This window comes from Streptomyces caniscabiei (genome assembly GCF_014930365.1).
GTDB lineage: Bacteria > Actinomycetota > Actinomycetes > Streptomycetales > Streptomycetaceae > Streptomyces > Streptomyces caniscabiei.
Genome location: NZ_JABXWI010000034.1, coordinates 43330 through 63461, shown reverse-complemented (window position 1 = coordinate 63461; position 20132 = coordinate 43330). Strand labels below are relative to the sequence as shown.

Genomic DNA, 20132 nt, shown 5'->3' with positions numbered 1-20132 from the left:
CCGCTGGGTGGCGAACATGCCGATGATGCCGAGGGCCGGGCCCCGCTTGGTGATGTCGGTGCAGATGCTCTCGATCTCGGCGCCGTGCTTCTCGTGCTCAAACACGACCTGGCACTCGTCGATGCCGATGACGATGGGGTGAAGGCCGAGGCTCTTGTCGTTCGCGAGGGCCGGGGTGACCTTCGATTCGGGGCAGCGGGCGTGCGGCAGGCCCTTGATGACCTTCGCCCGGCGGCGCAGCTCCTCCTTGACCTCGCGGAGCGCGTGGAGGATGTACTCGATGTCCTCGTCCTCCTCGCCGGCCCGGTAGCGGTGGGCGACGGGTTCGAGGGCGCGCAGGTCGCCGGTGCCCTTCAGGTCGAAGGGCAGCAGCCAGGCCCGCGGGTCGAGGGCAGCGATCAGCAGCAGCAGCCTGAGCAGGAACGTCTTGCCCATGCGGGGAATTGAGCCGATGACGATCGACGCGAACATCAGGGTGACCTCGACCCACCGCATCCGCTGGTCGTTGCCGAAGATGACCGGGCGGAAGAGGTCGACCTCCCCGTCCTTGAGGAGCGGCCACGCGGGTTTCGTGGTCTCGTTCATCGGCTTGTCACCGACCCACAGGACCAGGCGGCCCTCGTGCTCGTTCTCGTCGCCGGACGGCCAGACGCAGCCGACCTTGCGGCGCAGGCCGGAGGCGAGCTGCTCACGCTTCTCCATGATGTCGTCAGGGGTGACGCCGTACGGGAGGTCGAGGTCGGCGCGGTAGCCGGGGCCGTCACGGACGATCTCGCTGGTGAAGCGCATGCCGTCCATGTCGCCGCCCTTCTTGATGGCGGCGGAGATCTTCGGGTTGCCGATGGAGTCCAGGCCGCGCAGGACGATGGTGCCGGTGAGTTTCTGCAGCTCGGTCCGCATCACCGCCGGGCCGATGACCGGGGCGTCCGGCTGCTGGCCGAAGAACCCGAGGGTCAGCACCCCGCCGGCGGCGAACGCCCACAGGAACGCCGGGGCCATCACGTACAGCCAGAGGGCGAAGCCGAGCCCGAACACGGTGGCGACGACCGTGACCAGGCCGCGGAGGCGGACGCGGTTGCCGCGCAGGCGGGCGAGGTGCAGGTACTCCTCGACGTCCTCGGTACGGACGGCGTGCCCGCGCAGGGGTGCGGCCTCGCGGTCCCACAGCCACCGGTTCGTCTCGGCGACGAAGCGGCAGGCGCCGCGCGGGGCCATGGCGGCGAGCTGTACGGCGTACCAGGGGGCGCGGAGCCCGTGGTAGGCGGTGGCGTAGCCGAGGCGGCTGGCGGTGTGGCGGGCGGCCGTACCGAATTCGGTGCGGTCCTTCAGCCAGGCGGGGAGGATCGGCCGGCGCTTCTCGTCGGTGACGCCCGGGTTGGGCAGGTTCGGGTTGTCGACGGGCACGGGGGCGGTGGGCGCCTCGGGTGCGTCGGTGCTGGCGGATACGACGGTGTCCGTCACGATGATCTCTCCGGTCGTTCTGATGGGACGTTCGGGGCCCGGGGACGGCGCTGCTGTGGAGGCTGGACGCCGCCCCCGGGTGGTCACTTCTTCTTGCGGCGGAGCGCCTGGCGCTCGATGCGCTCGACCTTGCGCTTCAGGTCGGAGATGTCGACGCCTTCGCCGGCCGCGCCCCTCTTCGCCATGCGGGCGGTCAGGGCGATGACCTGCAACTTCTCCGTCGTGGTGAAGTCGGCGAACCGAATGTCGGGGTTGTCGGCCATCGGTCATGCCTCCGTCTCGGGCAGGAGTGCGGCGATCGCGGCGTGGGCCTGGGCGGCGTCCGCCCATGCGGTGCTGGCGGCGGCGAGGTTCTGGACGAGGCTGCGCTTGTCGGGGTGGAGGGCGGCCCTCTCGGTCTCCTTGGCGAGGTCGGCCGCGCGGCCGGCGGCTTGGGCGGCGAGGGTGGTCTGTTCCTGGCGGGTCGTCACGGGGTCCTCCGTGGGTTGCGGGCCGGGCTGTCCGGTCCCACCGCGCCCCCGCAACCGTGTCGGTATGAGCACGGTTGGCGGAGGGCGGAGGGACCGTCAGCGGCGGCCCTTCTGGGAGTCGCGCCACATGTCGCGCAGGACGAGGACGACGATCGCGGCGACACCGCCGAGGACGGCCAGGGCCAGGCCGGCGAAGGCGAGGCCGATGGAGCCGACGCACACCGCGCACGCGATGCCGATCCACTCGCCCGTGCTGCGACGGGCCTTGTGCTGGTCGTGCTGACAGACCTGCTGCGGGGAGGGCTGTTGCTGGGTGGCGAGCTTCGCCAGCTCCATCGCGGCCATGGCCAGCTGCACGGCGGCCGTGTCGGTCTCGGCGGCGCGTACCGCCTGCTCGGCCTTGTCGAGGGCGTCGCTCACCGCGTCCACCTCCTCGACCGGGCCACGTACGGGCGGGCGAGGAGACCGGCGGCGAAGGCGATGGTGACCGGCTCGACGAGGACGGGCAGCACCGCCGTGATGGTCACCAGCGGCGACCCGAACAGCAGCCAGACGAGAGCGAGGACGGCACCGAACAGGATCGGCTTCATGACCGGACCTCCCCAGGGACGAGCGCCACGGTGCCGACCACTTCGCGCCGCAGCTCGGCGGCCTCGCGACGGCTCAGCCCGTACTCCTCGCGGAGTCGTTCGATGGTCACCGGCCGGTTCGTGGAGGTGACCAGCTCGCGGTTCAGCTTCGAGGCCCTGCGCCGCAGTTCGGACGGGGTGAGGGTGACGACCTCGGTGACCACCTGCCGGGGGGTTTCCGCACCCACCGAAGTGGTCACCTCGTCGGCTCGGTCGTGGTCGCCGCTGGGGGTCGGGACTGACGCGTACCCCTTCTCGTCGTCTCGGTCGGATGACCGCCCTTCGTCCGGGCCGGTGACCACCGTCGGCTCCTCGGGGGAGGGCCAGTCCACGTATCCGTTGGTGCTGCCGGAGGGCATGTACTGCTGGCGCGAGTGGTCGAAGACGAACGTCTTCTTCGGGGCGGGGAGCGCCACGATCGGCAGCATCCGGGCATCAGCCGGGACCACCTCCGGCGCCTCGGTGAGGGCGGGCGGCTGGTCGTCGTCAACGCGCTCCACAGTCACCTCGGGTGTCGGAACTTCCTGCGGTCCCAGGAAGTTTTGGTCGTCTCGCCCGGCGAGGGCCTGGTGGATCTGCCTCATCAGCGCACCGAACGCGAGCAGCGCGGCGGCTGGCGGGACGGCGGCGACCACATAGTCGAGGGTTCCGGCGGAGGTGCCGACCCCGGCGACGTTCAGTGCGATGGAGGAGCCGGAGCCGACGACGGTGAGGCCGATGGCCCACGGGTCGACCTTCCCCGCGAGTGCGGCCCGGAGCATGAGCAGCTCCCCGGCGACGATGAACAGGTCGAGGGTGGCGGGCCATGCCCACGCGCGGACTTCCTTGCCCTCCATGCCGTGCGCCAGGGCGACCTCGGCGAGGTGGGCGTACGAGAGCCAGAATGCGGCCGCGGTGAGGGCGACGATGACGAGGCCGGCGGCGATGGCGAGGGCTCGGGACGGGTTCCACTTCATTCGCCTACCTCCTTCGGTGTGGCGGCGCGCACCACCAGGTGCGCGGCGAGCTGGACGCCTTCACGGTCGCGGCGCTCGTGTGCGACGAGCAGCGCGGCCATCAGGCTCGGGACGGGGGGAAGGCGCCGGCCGGACCGGGCGGCCGCGCGGAGGGCGGCCACCTCGGTCGGGCGGGCGATACGGGAGCGGCCGCTCACCGGCTGCTCCCGTCGAGGAGGACGGCGAGCCGGTCGGCGAACTCCCGCATCCGGTCGGCCGCGTGGTCGAGGGCGGCGGCCAGGTCGTACATGCCGGCCGGGTCGAGCGAGCCGGTGTAGCCGGACTGTTCGACGTACGCGCACGTCTCACGGCTGGCGCGGTCGGCGTACGGGGTCTGCGCGAGCATCAGCCGGAACAACTCCGTGCCGTTGAACGTGAGCCGGTGCTCGGGCCCGAAGTGGGTCAGGTCGGTGAGGTAGCTGTCCGGGTGGTGGTCGGCGTGACCCCGGCACCAGGCCGGCTCGGGCAGGGTGACCGGCCCGTGGTCTTCGGTGGGCAGGGTGATCGTGCGGGGCTCGGTCACTGCTGCTCACCCCTCGCACGGACCTCGTCGCGGGAGAGCTGGTCGTCACGGGTGCGCGGCCCGTCAACCCACGGGAACGGGCGGATACCGGCGGCGGCCTTGAAGACGCGGATGGCGGTGCCGGGCGCGGCGTCGGGCAGGCCGTACACGCGGCCTCCGTCGAGGGAGGCGAGGAGCCGGGCGCCGTGGTGCTCGCAGCCGCGGGCGCCGGCGTTCGTGGCGTCGAGGATCGTGACGGTGGGCGGGCCGCTGCACGGGGTGGGGTCGTCGCCGTGCGCGGCGGGGCAGCGGACGGGCGACTCGACCCTCGCGGCGACGGCTTCGGCGCCGTTCTCGGTCAGCCGTGCGTCGTCGCGGTGGTGTTGGGTGCGGCGGTCGGCGCTGCTGGTGTAGTCGTCGCGGCAGAGCCGGTGCAGCTCGGCGACGGGCGCACGCGGCGGCTCGGCACCGGCGGCGCGCAGCAGGATCCGGAGGGCCTCGGTGAGGGCGCCGTGGGCGCGGTTCACGGCGAACAGGTCGGCGTGGTCGACGTGCTCGTGCTCGGTGAGGAGCAGCTGCGCGACGCGGGCGGCGACGGCCAGGTTGGACGGTTCGGGATGGGTGGCGGCGGGCGAGTCCCCGCTGATGGGTACGGTGTTGGGCACGGTCTGACTCCTGGTCTGTGCAGGGTTCGGATCCAGGCCCCGGGCCAGCGGTGGAGTCGCTGAGCCCGGGGCCGTCCTGTGAGCGGGTTACGCCGCGTCGCGGGCCTGGTTCATCAGCTCCAGGACCCGCTCGAAGACCTCGGCGGGGTCGGCGCCGTCCCGCGCGATGGCGTTCTCGACGATCGTGAGGATCCCGGCGAACGCGGGGCTGGCGGTCTCCCGGACCGTGCGCACGTCGTGCAGGGCGCAGGCGGTGGCCGTCTGGTCGGCGAGGTCGTCCAGCTCGTCGGCGAACTGGCGCAGCTCGCGCGCCTTCGTACGGGCCTGCTCCGGGGTGAGGTCGTGCCCCATGAACCCGATCTTCGGGGTGCTGGCGGAGAGGTGGATGAAGTTGGCCCAGATCTCCGGGTCGCCCTCCACTTCGAGGCCGGGGACGCCGATGGCGTCGCTGCCGTGGTCGATGTGGCGGCCGTTCTCGTCGACGTCGTCGAACTGCTCGCCGTCCCGGGTGGTGCACAGACCGGGGTACATGTGGCACGGGGTGGGCTCGGCGATGCGGGGACGGGTCAGGTCGACCTTGATGACCGGCTTGCGGTTCTGGTCGGTCTGCAGGCAGGGCGCGAGGGCGGCCGGGGTGGCCATGAGGCCGTAGACGTTGCGGGTGGGGGCCTGGATCTCGGTGTTGAGCACGGCGGTGCCTTCTTTCCGGTGGTGATCTGTGGCGGTGGTGCGTTGGCCGGGGTCCGGCCTGATCCGGACCCCTGGCGGTGTGTGTCTGCGGGTGTGGCTAGACGGCGGCGAGGACGGGGACGGCGACCGGGGCGGCCTCGACCAGTTCGACCTTCAGCGAGGGCGCGCACGGCTTCATGGGCACCGGGCCGAGGCCGTTGGCCTTGAAGATGCGGGTGATCTCCGCGAGGTCCGGGGTCTGCCGGGAGGACGGGGTGCGGAAGATCCGCCACGTGCCGTAGATGCCGGCGGGCAGCTTGTCGAGGACCTTCTTCGCGGCGCGCTTGCCGCGGTCGGCGCGGCGGGCCTGGTCGGCGGCGCGGTCGTACTCGCGGGCGGCGGCCTCGATCTGCTCGACGGCGGGGATCTCGTCCGGCTCGTACAGGCCGGCCGGGTCCGTGGCCTCGACGACCGTGGGGGCCTCGACCTCGGTGACGAGGGAGGCGGGGGCGACGACGGAGCGGACGGCGTCGGCGACGAGGCCGAACGCGCTACGCACGGTACGGACCGTGCGGGGGGTCATGAGAAGGTGAAGCATCGGGTTCTCCTGTTGGCTCAGGTGGATCCGTAGGCCCTCGGTCGGTGCTCCAACACCGACGGGGGCCGCTTGCGTTGTACTCGCGATCCGATCGGGTAACCGGTGTCGCTTACTCATAGCGTAGAGGGTCGCCAAGGGTCGTGCAAGTACGTGGAGGCACTTACTCGCGAGAAACTTGCGACGCCCCCCGGACGTATGGGCGTGCAGTTGCATTCCTAGTTGCGGTTCGCTGTCGGTCGGGGGCGGTCGCAGACGGAGGAAAGGGGGTCCGACCAGCCAATACGACCGGTAGCGCACTGAGGCGACCGTTCGTCACTGAAACTCGTAATGCGTAGGTCTCGGGTTCGAATCCCGAAGGCGGCTCCATGGTGAACCCCAGGTCAAGCCTTTGACCTGGGGTTTCTTGTTTTCGTTGACCTTGGAATTCGGGCCAATCGGGCACGTGTGGTCTGCGCATCGCAATGCGTAGGTCGGAGGTTCGCCGGCGGTGGCGGTTTTGCTCTGCAGGGCTGTGATCTGGCCTTTCGTCTCATGTGGGCACGCTTCTTTGGGCTGTTCGGATTGGTGTGGTGGCCGCGTGGTGGCCGAGCGTGCAAACCGGCTCCCGGCTGACCGCGAGATCGGTGGTTCACAGGGGAGCGATGGTTGTGGCATCCCGACAATGAGTGCGAGCTCTTTGCGTACTACCAGGGGATGGGGCTGAACTTGGCCCGCACTTGTTGTGACTGCCGGATTCACGTGAGTGGTCTCCGGGGGCAGCCGTGCAGCGGCGGTGCAGGCAGAGGCCGAAACCCCGTGATGACGACTGGCTTGTCGTCTTCGGCGACGCCGTGGGCTGGCCGCGCAGGCCGTACAAGGTAAGGACGCAGGAGGCGGGCATCGGTCGGAGCGAGGCCCGCCCAGTGCACGGTCTTGCTAGGCGGCGCGCCGTATGCGGAGTGTGAGATAGCCGTCACGGAGCACTCTTGGTAAAGATCTCCCCACCAGCTACTCTCCCTTCGCTCAACAAATAATCAAAAAATAAAGCATGCAGGGGGGAAGGTGCGACCAAGCAGTCGCAGCAGAGCCGCGCGTGGGGTGATGACCGTCGCCTCGGCCGTGCTGGTACTGGCGGGCGCCATACAAGCCGCCCCCGTCCAGGCGGCGGACGTGGACACGGACGTGGACACGGGGAGTTCCAGCACTCCGGCTGACGAGGGGGCGCGGGGCAAGGAGTTCTGGGAGGACGACGGGCTTCCGGTCGCCACGCCCGAGGAGCGGGCCTCTGAAGAGGCAGTTGCCTCCGGAAAGCGTGTGGAGGTCGACGAGTTGACCTCGCCGACCAGCCGGGTGGTTGCCAACCCCGACGGGACATTCACCGCCGAAGCGGCGGCTTCGCCTGAGCGGGTCCTGAAGGCTGGTAAGTGGACAGATGTCGACACGACTCTCGTCACTCACCCGGACGGCAGTCTCGCGCCGCGCGCAGCCGCAGACATCCGATTCTCCGGTGGCGGTACCGAAGAACCGCTGGCCAGGATGGTGGCGGCCGGCAAGGAGTACGCGGTGTCGTCGCCGTGGGCGCTGCCGAAGCCGGAGGTCGATGGTTCGTCGGCCGTGTACCCCTCCGTGCTCCCCGACGTGGACCTCGCCGTTCAGGCGCACCCGGACGGCTTCACGTACCACCTGGTCGTCCACAGCCGTGAGGCCGCCGCCAACTCAGCCCTGGAGAAGGTGAGTTTCCCGGTCCAAGCCGAGGGGCTCTCCGTGCGCACGGACGACTCCGGGACGGCCACCTTTGTGGATACCTCGGGACATGCCGTGGTCTCCAGCGGGTCGGCCCTTATGTGGGATGCAGGCACGACCACTGCGAAGGCCGGGAGCGCGGCGCGGACCGCGTCCACGGCTTCCGCGTTCGCGGCGGTGGCTGCTGCCGAGACCCTCGGCGCAGGCCCCCGTTCCCGTACCGCTGTCATGGACACACACGTAACTGACGACGCCCTCTCCATCGTTCCGGATCAGGATTTCCTTGCCAGCAGTGCGACTTCGTACCCCGTCGTTCTCGATCCGCCAGCGGTCAAGGCGACCCTGACAGGGTGGACGGCCCTGTGGTCCAACTCGCCGGGCACCAGCCTTTGGAAGACCAAGCACGCGCTCGGCGTGGGCTACGACGCGTTCGTGGACAACAAGAAGTCGCGCTCGCTGTTCCAGTTCGACACCCGCAGGGTGGCCGGCAAGAAGATCGTGAACGCGACGTTCACGCCGTACGCGATCTGGTCGGCGAACTGTGTGAAGCATGACGTCGACCTCTATCGCACGAGCCAGATCTTTTCCTCGACGACGTGGGACAAGCCGCCGAAGTGGCTCGCGAAGGTCGACACGGTCTCCGCTGCAAAGGGCCACTCCTCGGACTGCCCGGACGGGGACATCGAGTTCGACGCCACGGCTGCCGTCGCACACACCGCAAAGGCGAAGGACACTCTCACCACGCTCGGACTGCGGGCCGACGAAGGCGACCCGATCGCGTGGAAGCAGTTCCTTTCCCCGCTTGACCCCGACGCCACGTCCTCCCGCAAGCCCCGGCTGTCGATCACCTACGTGACTCCGCCGAACAGCAAGCCCTCATCGGTGAAGATGTCCGATCCCAAGGTCTCCTGCTCGGCTTCCTCCGCCCCGGCACAGATCCGGGACACCACACCGCGGCTGACCGCGACACCGACATCGAGCGACGCCTCCAACGCCTCGCTGCGCCCCAACTTCGAGCTGTACAGGGGCAGCAGCACCACGGAGACCTCACTCAAGCCGTCCACGTGGACGGACAGCGGCACGGCCGGAACCGTGGTTACGGCCGCCTTGGACCAGGGCGTCACTTACAAGTTCCGTGCCCGCACCGAGTACAAGTACACGTGGCAGGGCGACACCCACTCCCTGTTCGGTCCCTGGTCGAGCTACTGCTACTTCAAAGTGGACTCCAAGGGACCGCCGGTGCCGAAGGTGTCCTCGACCGTGTACAAGGAATGCGGTGGCACGGTCTGCGACGCGGCCGACCCGGAGTTGGGCAGTGTCGGCATGACGGCCGGCTTCAAGATCGATGCGGGTGCCAGTGATGTACGCCGCTACGACTGGTGGCTCAACGGCGTGAAGCTCGGCAGCAAGTCGTTCACCGCCAATACCTCGACGTACGAGATCGAGGCGGCGCCCGACAAGCGGCTGACCAACACCCTGCGGGTGCAGACCTACGACGGAGCGGGGAACCCGAGCGCCCACTACGACTACCTGTTCAAGGTGGCCAAGGGCTCCGATCCCGTGGCGAGCTGGAAGCTGGACGACGGCAGCGGGACCAGTGCTACCGACAGTTCGGGCAAGAACCGACCGCTGACGCTGACCTCTGCGACCTGGACGGACAAGGCACGGCTCGGCGGCGGCTTGCGAGCCAACGGCACGAACACTGCGGGCTCCACCACCGCATCGGTCCTGGACACCACCAACAGCTTCACCGTGTCCGCCTGGGCCCGGCTGACCGCGAAGGACCACATCTCCACCGTGGCCGCGCAAAGCGGGAGCCGGGCCGGCACCTTCCAGATCTACTACTCGCAGACATACGACCGTTGGATCTTCAACCGGTACTCGGCCGACAATGATGATCCGACGATCGTCCGCGCGGTGGCCAAGAAGCCCCCGGTCGTGGGCGCGTGGACCCATTTGATGGGTGTGTACGACCACAACAAGAAGCAGATCCGGCTGTACGTCAACGGACAGCTCCAGGCGGCGACGGAGTTCACGACTCCGTGGGCGGCGAAGGGCTCCTTCGAGGTCGGCCGTATGAAGGGAACGGGTACGTACACGGACTACTTCGAGGGCGACCTCGACCAGGTCCAGGTTTGGGACCGCGTGGTCTTCGAGAACGAGATGTGGTCGATCGCCAATACCCTGAACCCGGGGACAGGAAGGACAGAGCCCGCGCTGCTCGCCAACTGGGGCTTCGACGAGGCATCCGGTACCACGGCGGCGGACGCCTCAGGCCGGGGCAACCCGCTTCAGCTCCAGTCGGGCGCTGCCTTCGCCGCGACCGAGGATCCGGCCCACGGCAACGTCCTGGAACTCGACGCCGAGAAACTGGGGAGGGCCACCTCCGCCGTCGCACTGGACGAGTCCGGCAGCTTCAGCCTGGCGGGCTGGGTCAACCTGGCCGCGCAGTCGAAGCTTGACGACACCACCGTCGCGCATTCCCCGAGTGTCTTCTCGCACCCGGGTGCCGAGAGGAACTCCTTCCGTCTCTGGTACCGCCAGGAGGCGGGCCAGGCCATCGGTGACTGGAACTTCGGACGGTACGAGACGGACGTACTGGGCGGCCCCGCCGTCGCGGCTGTCTCGGACGAGGTCAACTCGCCCGGTGGCTGGGTGCACGTCGTCGCCGTCTTCGACTCGGTGAACAAGTCTGCCCATCTCTACGTGTCCGGGCAACGACAGGGGGACGAGGACGGCGTCCTGAGCGAGGGAACGTTCCAGCCCACAGGCCCTCTGATGGTCGGCGGCGCACGTCGGCACGACAACGGAGAGTGGGGCAACGCCCTGCCCGGCCAGCTCGACGACCTGCGTGTGTACGCCGGTGTCCTGTCCGACGACGAGATCACGCAGCTCGCGACGGTTGACGAGCCTCCGGTGCCCGTCGAATAACCCTTCCCTTCCTCTTCTTCCGTGGCGTACCGGGCCTGTTGCCCGGTACGCCCTCACAACTCAGAATCCAGGAGCACCCCCCAAGTGTTGTCCAGGAACAGCTCACTGCTGCCCGAAAGATGGGCATGGAGCAGAGCGAGCCGGCATCGTCTGGCCGCTGTTGTCCTGCCTTTGTCATCAGCGGTCGTCGCTGGTCTGCTGAGTGCCGCACCGGTGCAGGCGGCCGCGGTGGACCGGGATCACACCGCTCTGCAGAAGGCCAAGTACGGCAGGGCCGAACCCTTCGACGCGAAGGTCACCAAGGTCAAGGACCCGACGGAGGCCGCTACTCGCAAGACGCTCGTCAAGGCTCGCGCGAAGGTGACGTGGCCGGGAACGTCGGCGGTGACGGTCGATCTGCCGCCGGAGAACAGCAAGAAGTCGGTCAGGGCCGCAGGGCTGCCTATCACGCTCGCCCAGCCCAATGGCAGGGCCGCTGGGAGTGCGAAGACGGCCGAGGCCCCCGACGAGGCCAAGGTCCGCGTCCTCGATCGGAAGGCCACCGGCCAGCTCGGCATCGACGGTCTCGTCTTCACGGTCACCCGGGCTGACGGCGACACAGGCGCCGCAAGCCTCGGCGCCACCATCGACTACAGCTCCTTCGCCGACGCCTACAGCGGCAACTGGTCCTCACGGCTGCGTCTCGTGAAGCTTCCCGCGTGCGCGCTGACGACGCCGGAGAAGGCGGAGTGTCGTAAGACCACTCCGGTGGCGTCGGAGAACGACGGCGAGGCCGAGACGGTCACCGCGCAGATCACCACGCCGAAGGCGGCCACGGGCGGTACGAAGACCCGGACGGCGATGGCCGCGAAGCCCGCCGCCATGGTGATGGCGTTGTCCGCGGCGGCCGGCTCCGACCAGGGCACCTACGAGGCCACCCCGCTGGCGGCCTCCTCGACCTGGTCGGCCGGCGGTTCCAACGGTGACTTCACCTGGAACTACCCCTTCGAGACTCCGCCGGCTCCGGCGGGCCCGGCGCCGAACCTGTCCATCGGCTACTCCGCACAGAGCGTGGACGGACGTACCTCCTCCACCAGCGCGCAGCCGTCCTGGATCGGTGAGGGCTTCGACCTGTCGACCTCGTACGTCGAGCGGGCGTACGGCAGTTGTGAGGACGACGGCCAGGACAAGAAGTACGACCAGTGCTGGAAGGAGGACAACGCCTCCCTCGTCCTCAACGGCAAGTCGACGCCCCTGGTGAAGGGCTCCGACGGCAAGTGGCGGCCCAAGAGCGACGACGGCGAGCGGGTCGTCCATGACACCGGCGCGGTCAACGGCGACGACGGTGACGCCGGGGAGAACGGCGACAAGGGCGAGTTCTGGACGGTCACCTCGACCGACGGCACCCAGTACGTCTTCGGCAAGAACCGCCTGCCGGACTGGAGTTCGGGCAAGGCGGAGACCAACTCGGTGTGGACGCTGCCGGTCTTCGGCGACGACTCCGGCGAGCCCGGGTACTCCTCCGGTGATTCCTTCTCCGGCCGCGCCAAGACGCAGGCATGGCGGTGGAACCTCGACTACGTCGTGGACCCGCACGGCAACGTCATGACGTACTGGTACGACAAGGAGCTCAACCACTACGCCAAGAACGGCACCACCGGCAACGGCACCGAGTACGTGCGCGGCGGCTGGCTCAAGCGCATCGACTACGGCCAGCGCACCGACACGGTCTTCTCCACCACCCAGCCCGCCGCGGCCCGGGTGAAGTTCACCGTCGCCGAGCGCTGCCTGCCCGTCTCCGGCGGTGAGAGCTGCGGCTCGCTGACCTCGTCCAACCGCAACGCCTGGCCGGACGTGCCGTTCGACCAGATCTGCGCCGCCGACAAGCCCTGCACCGACCAGCCCAGCCCGTCGTTCTTCACCCGCAAGCGCCTGACCGACGTCACCACCCAGGTGTACGACGGTGCGGGCAGCGCCGAGAGCGACTACCGCGCGGTCAACGCCTGGCACCTGGGGCAGACGTTCCCCGACCCGGGCGACGGTTCGGACGCCGGCCTGTGGCTGGACTCCATCAAGCGCACCGGCAAGGTCAGCGGGGACGCCTCCCTGCCGTCGGTCACCTTCAGCGGCGTCCAGCTGCACAACCGTGTCGACCAGACGGGCGACGACGTCGCCCCGTTCATCAAGTGGCGTGTGCGTACGGTCACTTCGGAGACCGGCTCCAAGCTGACGGTGAACTACTCCAAGGAGGACTGCGTCGCGGGCAGCGACGTTCCGTCTGACCTGGACTCCAACACCCGCCGCTGCTATCCGGTCAAGTGGATCCCGCCGTCCAACCCGACGCCGGGCACCGACCCCAAGCCGCGCACGGACTTCTTCCACAAGTACGTCGTCACCCAGGTCACCGAGTCCGACCCCTACGGCGGCGCGCCGCTGAAGCAGACGGACTACACCTACAGCGGCGGCGGCGCGTGGGCCTACGACGACGAGTCGCCCATCACCCAGGCGAAATACCGCACCTGGGGCATCTGGCGCGGCTACCAGAAGGTCACCACGACCACCGGTGAACCTTCCGGCACCCAGTCGAAGTCCACGTCGCTCTATTACCGGGGCATGGACGGCGACAAGCAGTCCGACGGCAGCACTCGCAAGGAGACGGTCACTGACTCCAAGGGCGTGACGAAGGCGGACGCGGAGCAGTTCGCGGGTCAGCTGCGCGAACAGATCACCTACAACGGAGTGAACGGTCCCGAGGTCTCCGCGACCATCAACACGCCTTGGTCCCGCACAACGGCCACGGACAAGCACTCCTACGGCACGGTCAACGCGTACATGGTCCGCACCGAGACGTCGGTTTCCCGCACCGCGCTGTCGGGGGGCGGTGAGGCGACGGCGACCAAGACGACGACGTACGACCCGACCGGCGGCCTGCCACTGAAAGCGGAGATGGACGCGGCGGGCGAGAAGGACTGCACCATCACGGAGTACGCCACCAACACCTCGGCATGGATTCTCGCCCTGCCCAAGCGGGTGGAGAAGGTGTCCACCGGCTGCGACGCGACCCCGAAGCGGACCGGCGACCCGAAGACGACCGACGTGATCTCGGACGTGCGGACGTCCTACGACGACCAGGACTGGGGAAAGGCACCGACGAAGGGTGACGTGACCCGCGTCGAGAGAGTGACCGGCTACGACGGCTCCACAGTCAAACTCCAGACAGTCAACACCACCAAGTACGACGCCCTCGGCCGTGTCACGGACTCCTACGACACCAGGGGCACCCGGGTCTCGCACACCGAGTACACCCCGGCGGCGGGAGGGCCGCTCACCAAGACCGTCGAGACCAACGCGCTCGACCACACCGTCACGACCGAGATCGCCCCTGACTGGGGAGTGCGTACCTCGACCACCGACCCCAACGGCAACCGTACGGAACTGGCCTACGACAGCTTTGGGCAGCTCACCGACGTGTGGCTCGCCAACCGGGACCGTGCCGCCGGCCAGGCTGCCAGCTACAAGTTCGAATACAAGCTGCAGAACACAGCAGCGTCGTGGGTGGCGACCAAGTCCCTGAACAACGACGGCACCACGTACCAGACCACCTACGAGATCTACGACGCACTGCTCAGGCTGCGGCAGACACAGGCACCCGCCGCGTCTGGCGCGGGACGGGTCATCACGGAGGCCAAATACGACACCCGTGGCCTGACCGTCGAGACCTCGACCGACTACGTCGACACCACGTCGCCTTCAGGCAAGCTCGCCACGCTGCTCACCGCGGCGCCAGCTGGTACGGAGACGGTGAGCGATGGCGCCGGGAGGGTAACGATCGAGAAGGTCCTCGCCAACGGCAAGGAGTTCTCACGGACTAAGCACACCCATGACGGCGACTCCACGCTCGTGGAGCCCCCGGCGGGTGCCTCGGCCATCCGGGAGAGGGTTGATGCCCGAGGCCGTACGGTGGAGAAGCTGGAGTACGACGGCAACGCGGTCAGCACGAAGTTCTCCCGGTTCGCCTACGGATACGACCACGCCGACCGTTTGAACAGCGTCAAGGACGACGACGGCAACACCTGGACATACGGATACGACTTCCTGGGCCGCAAGGACAGCGCCACCGATCCCGACGCCGGTGCAAGCTCGTCCGAGTTCAACGATCTCGACCAGGTCGTCTCGACGACCGATGCACGCGGCAAGTCGATCGGGCTCACATATGACGTGCTCGGCCGCCCGACCGGCAGACTCGACGGCAAGGTGCCCGTGGTCAACGGTCAGCCGGCGCCCGAGGACTCCAGGTATCTGGCGCGCTGGACCTATGACTCCATCGCCAAGGGTGAATTGACGTCGGCGATCAGATACGTCGCCGGCAAGGGCGGAAGCGTCTACGCCAAGACCAACGCCAAGTACAGCAAGACCTACGAGATCCTCAGCGAGCAGTACACGATCAGCAAAACCGAAGGTGCCCTGGCCGGTTCGAACGGAATCTGGACCATCGCCAACGCCTACAACCTCGACGGCACCCTCCAGAAGCGCACCATCCCCGCGATGGGCGGCCTCGCCCAGGAGGTGTTGACATACGGCTACACCGAGCAGCGCCTGCCGGACACCCTCCAGGGGCTGACGGGCATCGTCCAGAACACGGACTACCTGCCTGCCGGTGAGCAGATCCGCACCACACTCGGCGTCTCGCCCCTCGCGGACTGGACGGAGATCAACCGCAGCTACGAGACCGGCACCAAGCGCCTCGCGCGCCAGAGCGTGGTCTCCGAGACCCACACCGGCACGGACTCCGACGTCCATTACCGCTACGACACAGCCGGCAACCCGGTCGAGGTCGAGGAAAAAGCCACCAGCCCCAGCGACCGGCAGTGCTTCACCTACGACGGCCACCGCCGCCTGAAGACCGCCTGGACGACGACGGCCGACTGTGCCACCTCACCTGCCAAGACAAACGTCGGCGGCCCGGGCCCGTACTGGCAATCGTTCACCTACGACAGCGCCGGCAACCGCAAGACCGCCACCGACCACCTCGCCGACGCCACCACCTCCTACACCTACAAGACAGCCGACCAGCCCCGCCCGCACGCCCTGGCTTCTACCGAGACCAAGAAGACTGACGGCACGGTCACCGGTTCGACCAGTTACACCTACGACGCCTCCGGTAACACCGACATCCGGACGCTAGGTGGAAAGCCGCAGGACCTCGACTTCAATGTCGAGGGCAGCCTCGAGAAAGTCACCGAGGCGGACAAGACGGCGACGGAGTACCTGAACGACGCCGATGGCTCCCGGCTGATCCGCCGGGACACCACCGGCACCACGCTCTACCTGGGCGAGACCGAACTGAGGCTGGACAAGGCGAGCGGCAAGGTCGAGGCCACCCGCTACTACAGCCACAGCGGGCAGACCGTCGCGGTGCGTACGACAACGGCGCTGACCTGGACAGCCGCAGACCACAACGGCACGGCGAGTGTGCAAGTGGACGCAGCCACCCAGACCGTCACCCGGCGCCAGATGAAGCCGTTCGGCGAGGACCGGGGCGAAACCGCCAAGGCATGGGTGGGCGAACGAGGCTTCGTCGGCGGCATCAAGGAGCCGACCGGCCTTACCCACCTCGGAGCACGCGACTACGATCCATCCACCGGACGCTTCGTCAGCGTGGACCCGGTCATCGACCTCACCGACCCCCAACAGGTCAACGGCTACTCCTACAGCAGCAACAACCCGGTCACCTTCGCAGACCCCGACGGCAAATACCGCGCCTCCGCCATCGAACTTGCGCTAGCCAGGCTGGTCGGAAGGGCAGTCGCTGCGGCCCAGGGCGTCCTCATGAGGCAGTCGGGCTCATCCAGCTCGGGTGGTATGTCCACCGGAGGAAGCGCCAACTACGCTTCATCAGGCAGTAATTCGTGCATGCCCCCCAGAATCTGCGGCAACGTCGAACCAGCGGATCCCAGATCCGTGGGCAGCTGGAAGGACGTCGCGGGAGGCTTCGGAGACTTCTTCGCCGAGAGCTGGGATCTGGCTGAGTACACCACAGAGCCCTGGTGCTGGAGCGGCACAAACCCGGACTGCGGCGGCACCCAGGACAGCTACCAGGAACTGGTTGAAGGGTACGGCGCCGATCCCGACTCTGACGTGTATCAGGGGACGAAGACCGTTCTGGATGTCGGGTCGGTGTTTGCCGGTGGTTACGGGATCGGTAAATTCGCCCTGAAGCAGCTCTTCAAAAAGACGATGCGGAAGCAATCCCAGGACAGGCAAAGGAGAAAAGAGAAGGAGGGCAGCGGCTGCACCAAGTGCTTCCTTGCCGGTACAGACGTCCAGATGGCCGACGGCTCGACCAAGGACATCGAAGACATCGAGGTCGGCGACGAGGTCCTCGCTACTGACCCAGAGACCGGTGAGACCGGCACCCGTATGGTCACGCACCTCATCATCACCGAGGACGACAAGCATTTCAACGAGCTGTCCATCGCTACCGAGGACGGCGTCGAGAAGTTGACGGCGACATACGAGCACCCGTTTTGGTCTCCATCGGAGCAGGACTGGTTCGATGCCGGTGACCTTGCGTCGGGCATGAGTTTGCTCACTGACACGGGTGACACCGTCGTCGTCACCGCGAACCGCGCATATGAGGAAAACGTCCGCACGTACAACCTCACCGTCGATGACCTGCACACCTATTATGTGCTGGCGGGCGAGACGCCTGTATTGGTGCACAATGCGGAGCGGTGCCCGGTCGGGCTTGATGATGCCTGGCATGAGGGAACTTTTGAGAATCCGAGAGGAAGTTTCCAGTACCACTGGGAAAAGCACGGCAAGTCATTGGACGTCTCGCCCGAAAAGTACTTGCAGGACGCAAAAGACTGGGCGGCGAAACTGTCCGAACCGGGAGGAAAGAAGGGGTACAATGCAAAGAGGATGCCGTTCGATGGCGGAAAATGGGGCGTTAAGTACTCGAATCTAGACGGGGGTATGGGCGGGATAGTCGGGCCTGATGGACGAGTTGTTTCCTTCTGGTACGACGACGCCCACTAGGCAGGAGGAGTACGTGATGCTCAGTTTCATGGACGCCTACACTCTTTGGCGTAGCCTCCCGTTCCCTCGGAGTGGATCGAGTAGCGATCTGATTCTGGCACGCAGCGATCTAGCGGAGGCCGACGAGTATGTGACGACGGTGATCCGCTACGTGGAACGCGGTGTCTTCAAGCCAGCGCCGGTCAACGTCCTGACGATGCTTCAAGAGTTGATGCAGCGAATCGACCGGATCAGTGAGAGGGCATCGGACGACGACCGGGCCATCGCCCGTTCGCAGCACGCGTATGCGGCGCTACTGGACCTCGTCTACCGGCAGTTTCTCGAGGTGGGGCGTTCGGGTTGACAGGACTGAGGGCCCGCCGGGACAGTCCGGCGGGCCCTCAGCCCTTCAGCGCGGGGAAATTCTCGCGTCGCAATCACCAGCGGCGCTACGAAAAGTCGCAGATGGTGATGGAGTCGCCATCTGCGGCGTCGAACGCCCCTTGGGGATCCTCACCGTTTGACCCAGTCGCGAGCTCAGAGGAATCGGGGCTGATCAAGCCCCGTCGGCTCTGGCACGGCCTCGCCGACGTGGAACTGGGCACTGCGGAATGGGACGACTGGTTCAACACCCAGCGTCTCCACACCTCGATCGGACACATCCCGCCCCACGAGCACGAGACCAGCTAACACGCTCAACACCAGCCCCAACCGGCGGCTGGAGTCAACGCATAGAGCCTCCACCGATCCCGGAGCGGTTCATATCGCGGTCGATGGGAGAAGCTCTCCGCAGGTCAGCAGGCGGTCAATCGGGCCCATGCCAAAATCCGGACATTGGGCGAGCAGGCCATGGCCACACTCAAGACCTGGCGACTGCTGCGCAAGCTGCGATGCAGCACCACCCGCATCACTACTTTTGTTCAGGCCGTCCTCACCCTCCACACGGCCTGTTCAAACCAAGGTTGAAACCGGCTCCGTGCTGCTGGCGCGGGTGGCCCGCGAGGGTGCGGTCGGTCGCCGCAGTTCGGCTTATGGACGACGCGCTGCCTATGTAGTAGCCCCGGCACTCCTCTGAAGCGACTCCTCCGATGTGCGAGCTAGCGAGTTGCGCTGTCCTCCCACGCCCCCTGTCTGCACTTTGCATGCGTTGACGCTATACTGCAATCATGACTGCTCTGACGATCCGGGACGTCCCGGACGACCAGATCAAGACCTTGAAGGTTCGTGCCGCCCGGGCCGGCAAGTCCCTCCAGGCCTACTTCCTCGAGCTCATCGCGCGCGAGACGTCCAAGCCCACCATGGCGGAGATGGTGGAGCGCCTGAACCGGGAGACTACGGCCAGTGTCAGTACGGAGGACGTGCTGGCCGCGATCGACGAGGCCAGGACCGGGAGGTGAGCGGGACGGTCGTCATGGACTGTTCCGCCCTTGTGCACTTCCTCACCAACCGCGACCCGCTCGGCCTTGCGGTCCGCACCCGGGTGGGTGCCGCCGATGCCGTCGCCGTGCCCACGCTCATCGACTACGAGATTCAGTCCGCACTCCTCGGTATGAGGAGAGGGGGCAAGCTCACGGCGCGGGAAGTGGACCGGGCTGTCGATGCCTACCGGCAACTCCCACTTGTCCGACATGAGACGCTCTTCCTCTGGGATCGCGTTCAGGCTCTCCACGCAAACCTGAGCGCCTACGACGCCCAGTACGTCGCCCTGGCCGAGGCGCTCGCCGCAACGCTGATCACCAGTGACGCGAGGATCGAACGGAGCGGTGCCGTTAAATGCGACGTTGAGGTCTTCGACTCGAACTGATGGCGGAGCGGTCGTGGGGCCGCCGCCCCAGGACGGCGCAGGCGGGCTGGTGAAAGACCGTCAGTAGCGTGTTGGAGGTCACCTACAACTCGACCCCATCATCTCGCTGCGCTGCTCAGTGACGCCCCCGGTGGCCAGCCGGTGGCCGGACGCCTTTGGATGGTGCGGCATGAAGCATCACCGATCAGGACGCCGGAGTTGCTCTGATCAGACAGGACAGCATCAAGCAGAACCAGGTGGTACGAGGTAGCACGATCCCTCACGGACTCGTAATGCGTAGGTCTCGGGTTCGAATCCCGAAGGCGGCTCCATGGTGAACCCCAGGTTGGGCCCTCTGACCTGGGGTTTCTTGTTTTCGTTGACCTTGGAATCTCGGCGAATCGGCACTGTCCGTCTGTGCATCGCAATGCGTAGGTCGCCGTTTCACATGTTGTTGTCGATAGGCTGCCGCAAGGCTGTGAGCTGCTGTTTTGCTCGGCTGAGCCTGGACCCCGTCAGATCTCGATATCTTCGGTGGACAGCCGGTGGACTGCTGTGCGTGATGGACAGTCAGGAGTTCTCTCGCCGAGTCCGGGTTCTGGCGCAGGTCGGACGGTCCGGGTGCTGCGATCAGCGGTCTCGGTCTTGTGTCGTTCCGACAGCCGTAGGCGGAATCGCCCGCGATACACACGGGGGAACGGCCTCGGG

The 20132-nt window shown here is 67.3% G+C and carries 17 protein-coding genes and 1 pseudogene; 7 read left to right on the top strand and 11 right to left on the bottom strand.

Annotated features, from left to right (window positions below; all coding sequences use genetic code 11):
• The 11 genes from HW837_RS46400 to HW837_RS46350 form a co-directional block, all read right to left on the bottom strand.
• Positions 1–1461, bottom strand: a 1461-nt coding sequence (locus HW837_RS46400) for a cell division protein FtsK (RefSeq protein ID WP_336512580.1), incomplete at its 3' end; no start/stop codon positions are given.
• An 83-nt stretch (positions 1462–1544) separates the two neighbouring features.
• Positions 1545–1724: a DUF6257 family protein gene (locus tag HW837_RS46395; protein ID WP_193382741.1), complete on the bottom strand. Its 180-nt coding sequence runs from the start codon at positions 1722–1724 to the stop codon at positions 1545–1547.
• 3 nt (positions 1725–1727) lie between these two features.
• Positions 1728–1931: a hypothetical protein gene (locus HW837_RS46390; RefSeq protein WP_193382740.1), complete on the bottom strand. Its 204-nt coding sequence runs from the start codon at positions 1929–1931 to the stop codon at positions 1728–1730.
• Between the two features lie 96 nt (positions 1932–2027).
• On the bottom strand, positions 2028–2351 hold the full coding sequence (locus HW837_RS46385) for a hypothetical protein (protein WP_193382739.1): 324 nt from the start codon (positions 2349–2351) through the stop codon (positions 2028–2030).
• Entirely contained in the window at positions 2348–2521 is a 174-nt protein-coding gene (locus tag HW837_RS46380; RefSeq protein ID WP_193382738.1) for a hypothetical protein, read from the bottom strand. The genes HW837_RS46385 and HW837_RS46380 overlap by 4 nt, the downstream gene beginning before the upstream one ends.
• Positions 2518–3516, bottom strand: a complete 999-nt coding sequence (locus tag HW837_RS46375; protein ID WP_193382737.1) for a DUF2637 domain-containing protein — start codon at positions 3514–3516, stop codon at positions 2518–2520. The genes HW837_RS46380 and HW837_RS46375 overlap by 4 nt, the downstream gene beginning before the upstream one ends.
• Positions 3513–3713 (bottom strand): hypothetical protein, encoded by a 201-nt coding sequence (locus HW837_RS46370; protein WP_193382736.1) that lies wholly within the window; start codon positions 3711–3713, stop codon positions 3513–3515. Before HW837_RS46370 ends, HW837_RS46375 begins: the two co-directional genes overlap by 4 nt.
• A complete protein-coding gene (locus tag HW837_RS46365) occupies positions 3710–4078 on the bottom strand; it encodes a DUF6907 domain-containing protein (protein ID WP_193382735.1) in 369 nt (122 codons plus the stop codon). Before HW837_RS46365 ends, HW837_RS46370 begins: the two co-directional genes overlap by 4 nt.
• On the bottom strand, positions 4075–4722 hold the full coding sequence (locus tag HW837_RS46360; protein WP_319686790.1) for a hypothetical protein: 648 nt from the start codon (positions 4720–4722) through the stop codon (positions 4075–4077). Before HW837_RS46360 ends, HW837_RS46365 begins: the two co-directional genes overlap by 4 nt.
• A gap of 87 nt (positions 4723–4809) precedes the next feature.
• Positions 4810–5412 (bottom strand): hypothetical protein, encoded by a 603-nt coding sequence (locus HW837_RS46355; RefSeq protein WP_193382734.1) that lies wholly within the window; start codon positions 5410–5412, stop codon positions 4810–4812.
• Positions 5413–5509: 97 nt separating this feature from the next.
• Positions 5510–5989 carry a hypothetical protein gene (locus HW837_RS46350; protein WP_193382733.1) on the bottom strand — a complete coding sequence of 160 codons (480 nt, stop codon included), beginning with the start codon at positions 5987–5989 and terminating at the stop codon, positions 5510–5512.
• Positions 5990–7069: 1080 nt separating this feature from the next.
• Between HW837_RS46350 and HW837_RS46345 the strand changes: the two genes are divergently transcribed.
• The 7 genes and pseudogenes from HW837_RS46345 to HW837_RS46320 all read left to right on the top strand — a co-directional run bounded on the left by HW837_RS46345 (position 7070) and on the right by HW837_RS46320 (position 19445).
• Positions 7070–10642, top strand: a complete 3573-nt coding sequence (locus tag HW837_RS46345; RefSeq protein WP_193379537.1) for a LamG-like jellyroll fold domain-containing protein — start codon at positions 7070–7072, stop codon at positions 10640–10642.
• Positions 10643–10870: 228 nt separating this feature from the next.
• On the top strand, positions 10871–17662 hold the full coding sequence (locus HW837_RS46340) for a polymorphic toxin-type HINT domain-containing protein (protein ID WP_313895532.1): 6792 nt from the start codon (positions 10871–10873) through the stop codon (positions 17660–17662).
• A gap of 16 nt (positions 17663–17678) precedes the next feature.
• Positions 17679–18005: a hypothetical protein gene (locus HW837_RS46335; protein ID WP_045563112.1), complete on the top strand. Its 327-nt coding sequence runs from the start codon at positions 17679–17681 to the stop codon at positions 18003–18005.
• Between the two features lie 101 nt (positions 18006–18106).
• Positions 18107–18331 (top strand): integrase core domain-containing protein, encoded by a 225-nt coding sequence (locus HW837_RS50550; protein WP_319677989.1) that lies wholly within the window; start codon positions 18107–18109, stop codon positions 18329–18331.
• 72 nt (positions 18332–18403) lie between these two features.
• Positions 18404–18607: pseudogene (locus tag HW837_RS46330) on the top strand (transposase family protein); the annotation flags it as partial.
• A 200-nt stretch (positions 18608–18807) separates the two neighbouring features.
• Complete coding sequence (locus HW837_RS46325; protein ID WP_045563113.1) at positions 18808–19038, top strand: FitA-like ribbon-helix-helix domain-containing protein; 231 nt, start codon at positions 18808–18810, stop codon at positions 19036–19038.
• Complete coding sequence (locus HW837_RS46320; RefSeq protein ID WP_078853968.1) at positions 19035–19445, top strand: type II toxin-antitoxin system VapC family toxin; 411 nt, start codon at positions 19035–19037, stop codon at positions 19443–19445. The genes HW837_RS46325 and HW837_RS46320 overlap by 4 nt, the downstream gene beginning before the upstream one ends.
• Positions 19446–20132: the final 687 nt, after the last annotated feature.

Bases quoted from the DNA above. Each gene is read 5' to 3' on its own strand.
- HW837_RS46325 (WP_045563113.1), top strand. From the start codon at position 18,808: ATGACTGCTCTGACGATCCGGGACGTCCCGGACGACCAGATCAAGACC.
- HW837_RS46350 (WP_193382733.1), bottom strand. From the start codon at position 5,989: ATGCTTCACCTTCTCATGACCCCCCGCACGGTCCGTACCGTGCGTAGC.
- HW837_RS50550 (WP_319677989.1), top strand. From the start codon at position 18,107: ATGGTGATGGAGTCGCCATCTGCGGCGTCGAACGCCCCTTGGGGATCC.
- HW837_RS46375 (WP_193382737.1), bottom strand. From the start codon at position 3,516: ATGAAGTGGAACCCGTCCCGAGCCCTCGCCATCGCCGCCGGCCTCGTC.
- HW837_RS46395 (WP_193382741.1), bottom strand. From the start codon at position 1,724: ATGGCCGACAACCCCGACATTCGGTTCGCCGACTTCACCACGACGGAG.
- HW837_RS46335 (WP_045563112.1), top strand. From the start codon at position 17,679: ATGCTCAGTTTCATGGACGCCTACACTCTTTGGCGTAGCCTCCCGTTC.
- HW837_RS46345 (WP_193379537.1), top strand. From the start codon at position 7,070: ATGACCGTCGCCTCGGCCGTGCTGGTACTGGCGGGCGCCATACAAGCC.
- HW837_RS46380 (WP_193382738.1), bottom strand. From the start codon at position 2,521: ATGAAGCCGATCCTGTTCGGTGCCGTCCTCGCTCTCGTCTGGCTGCTG.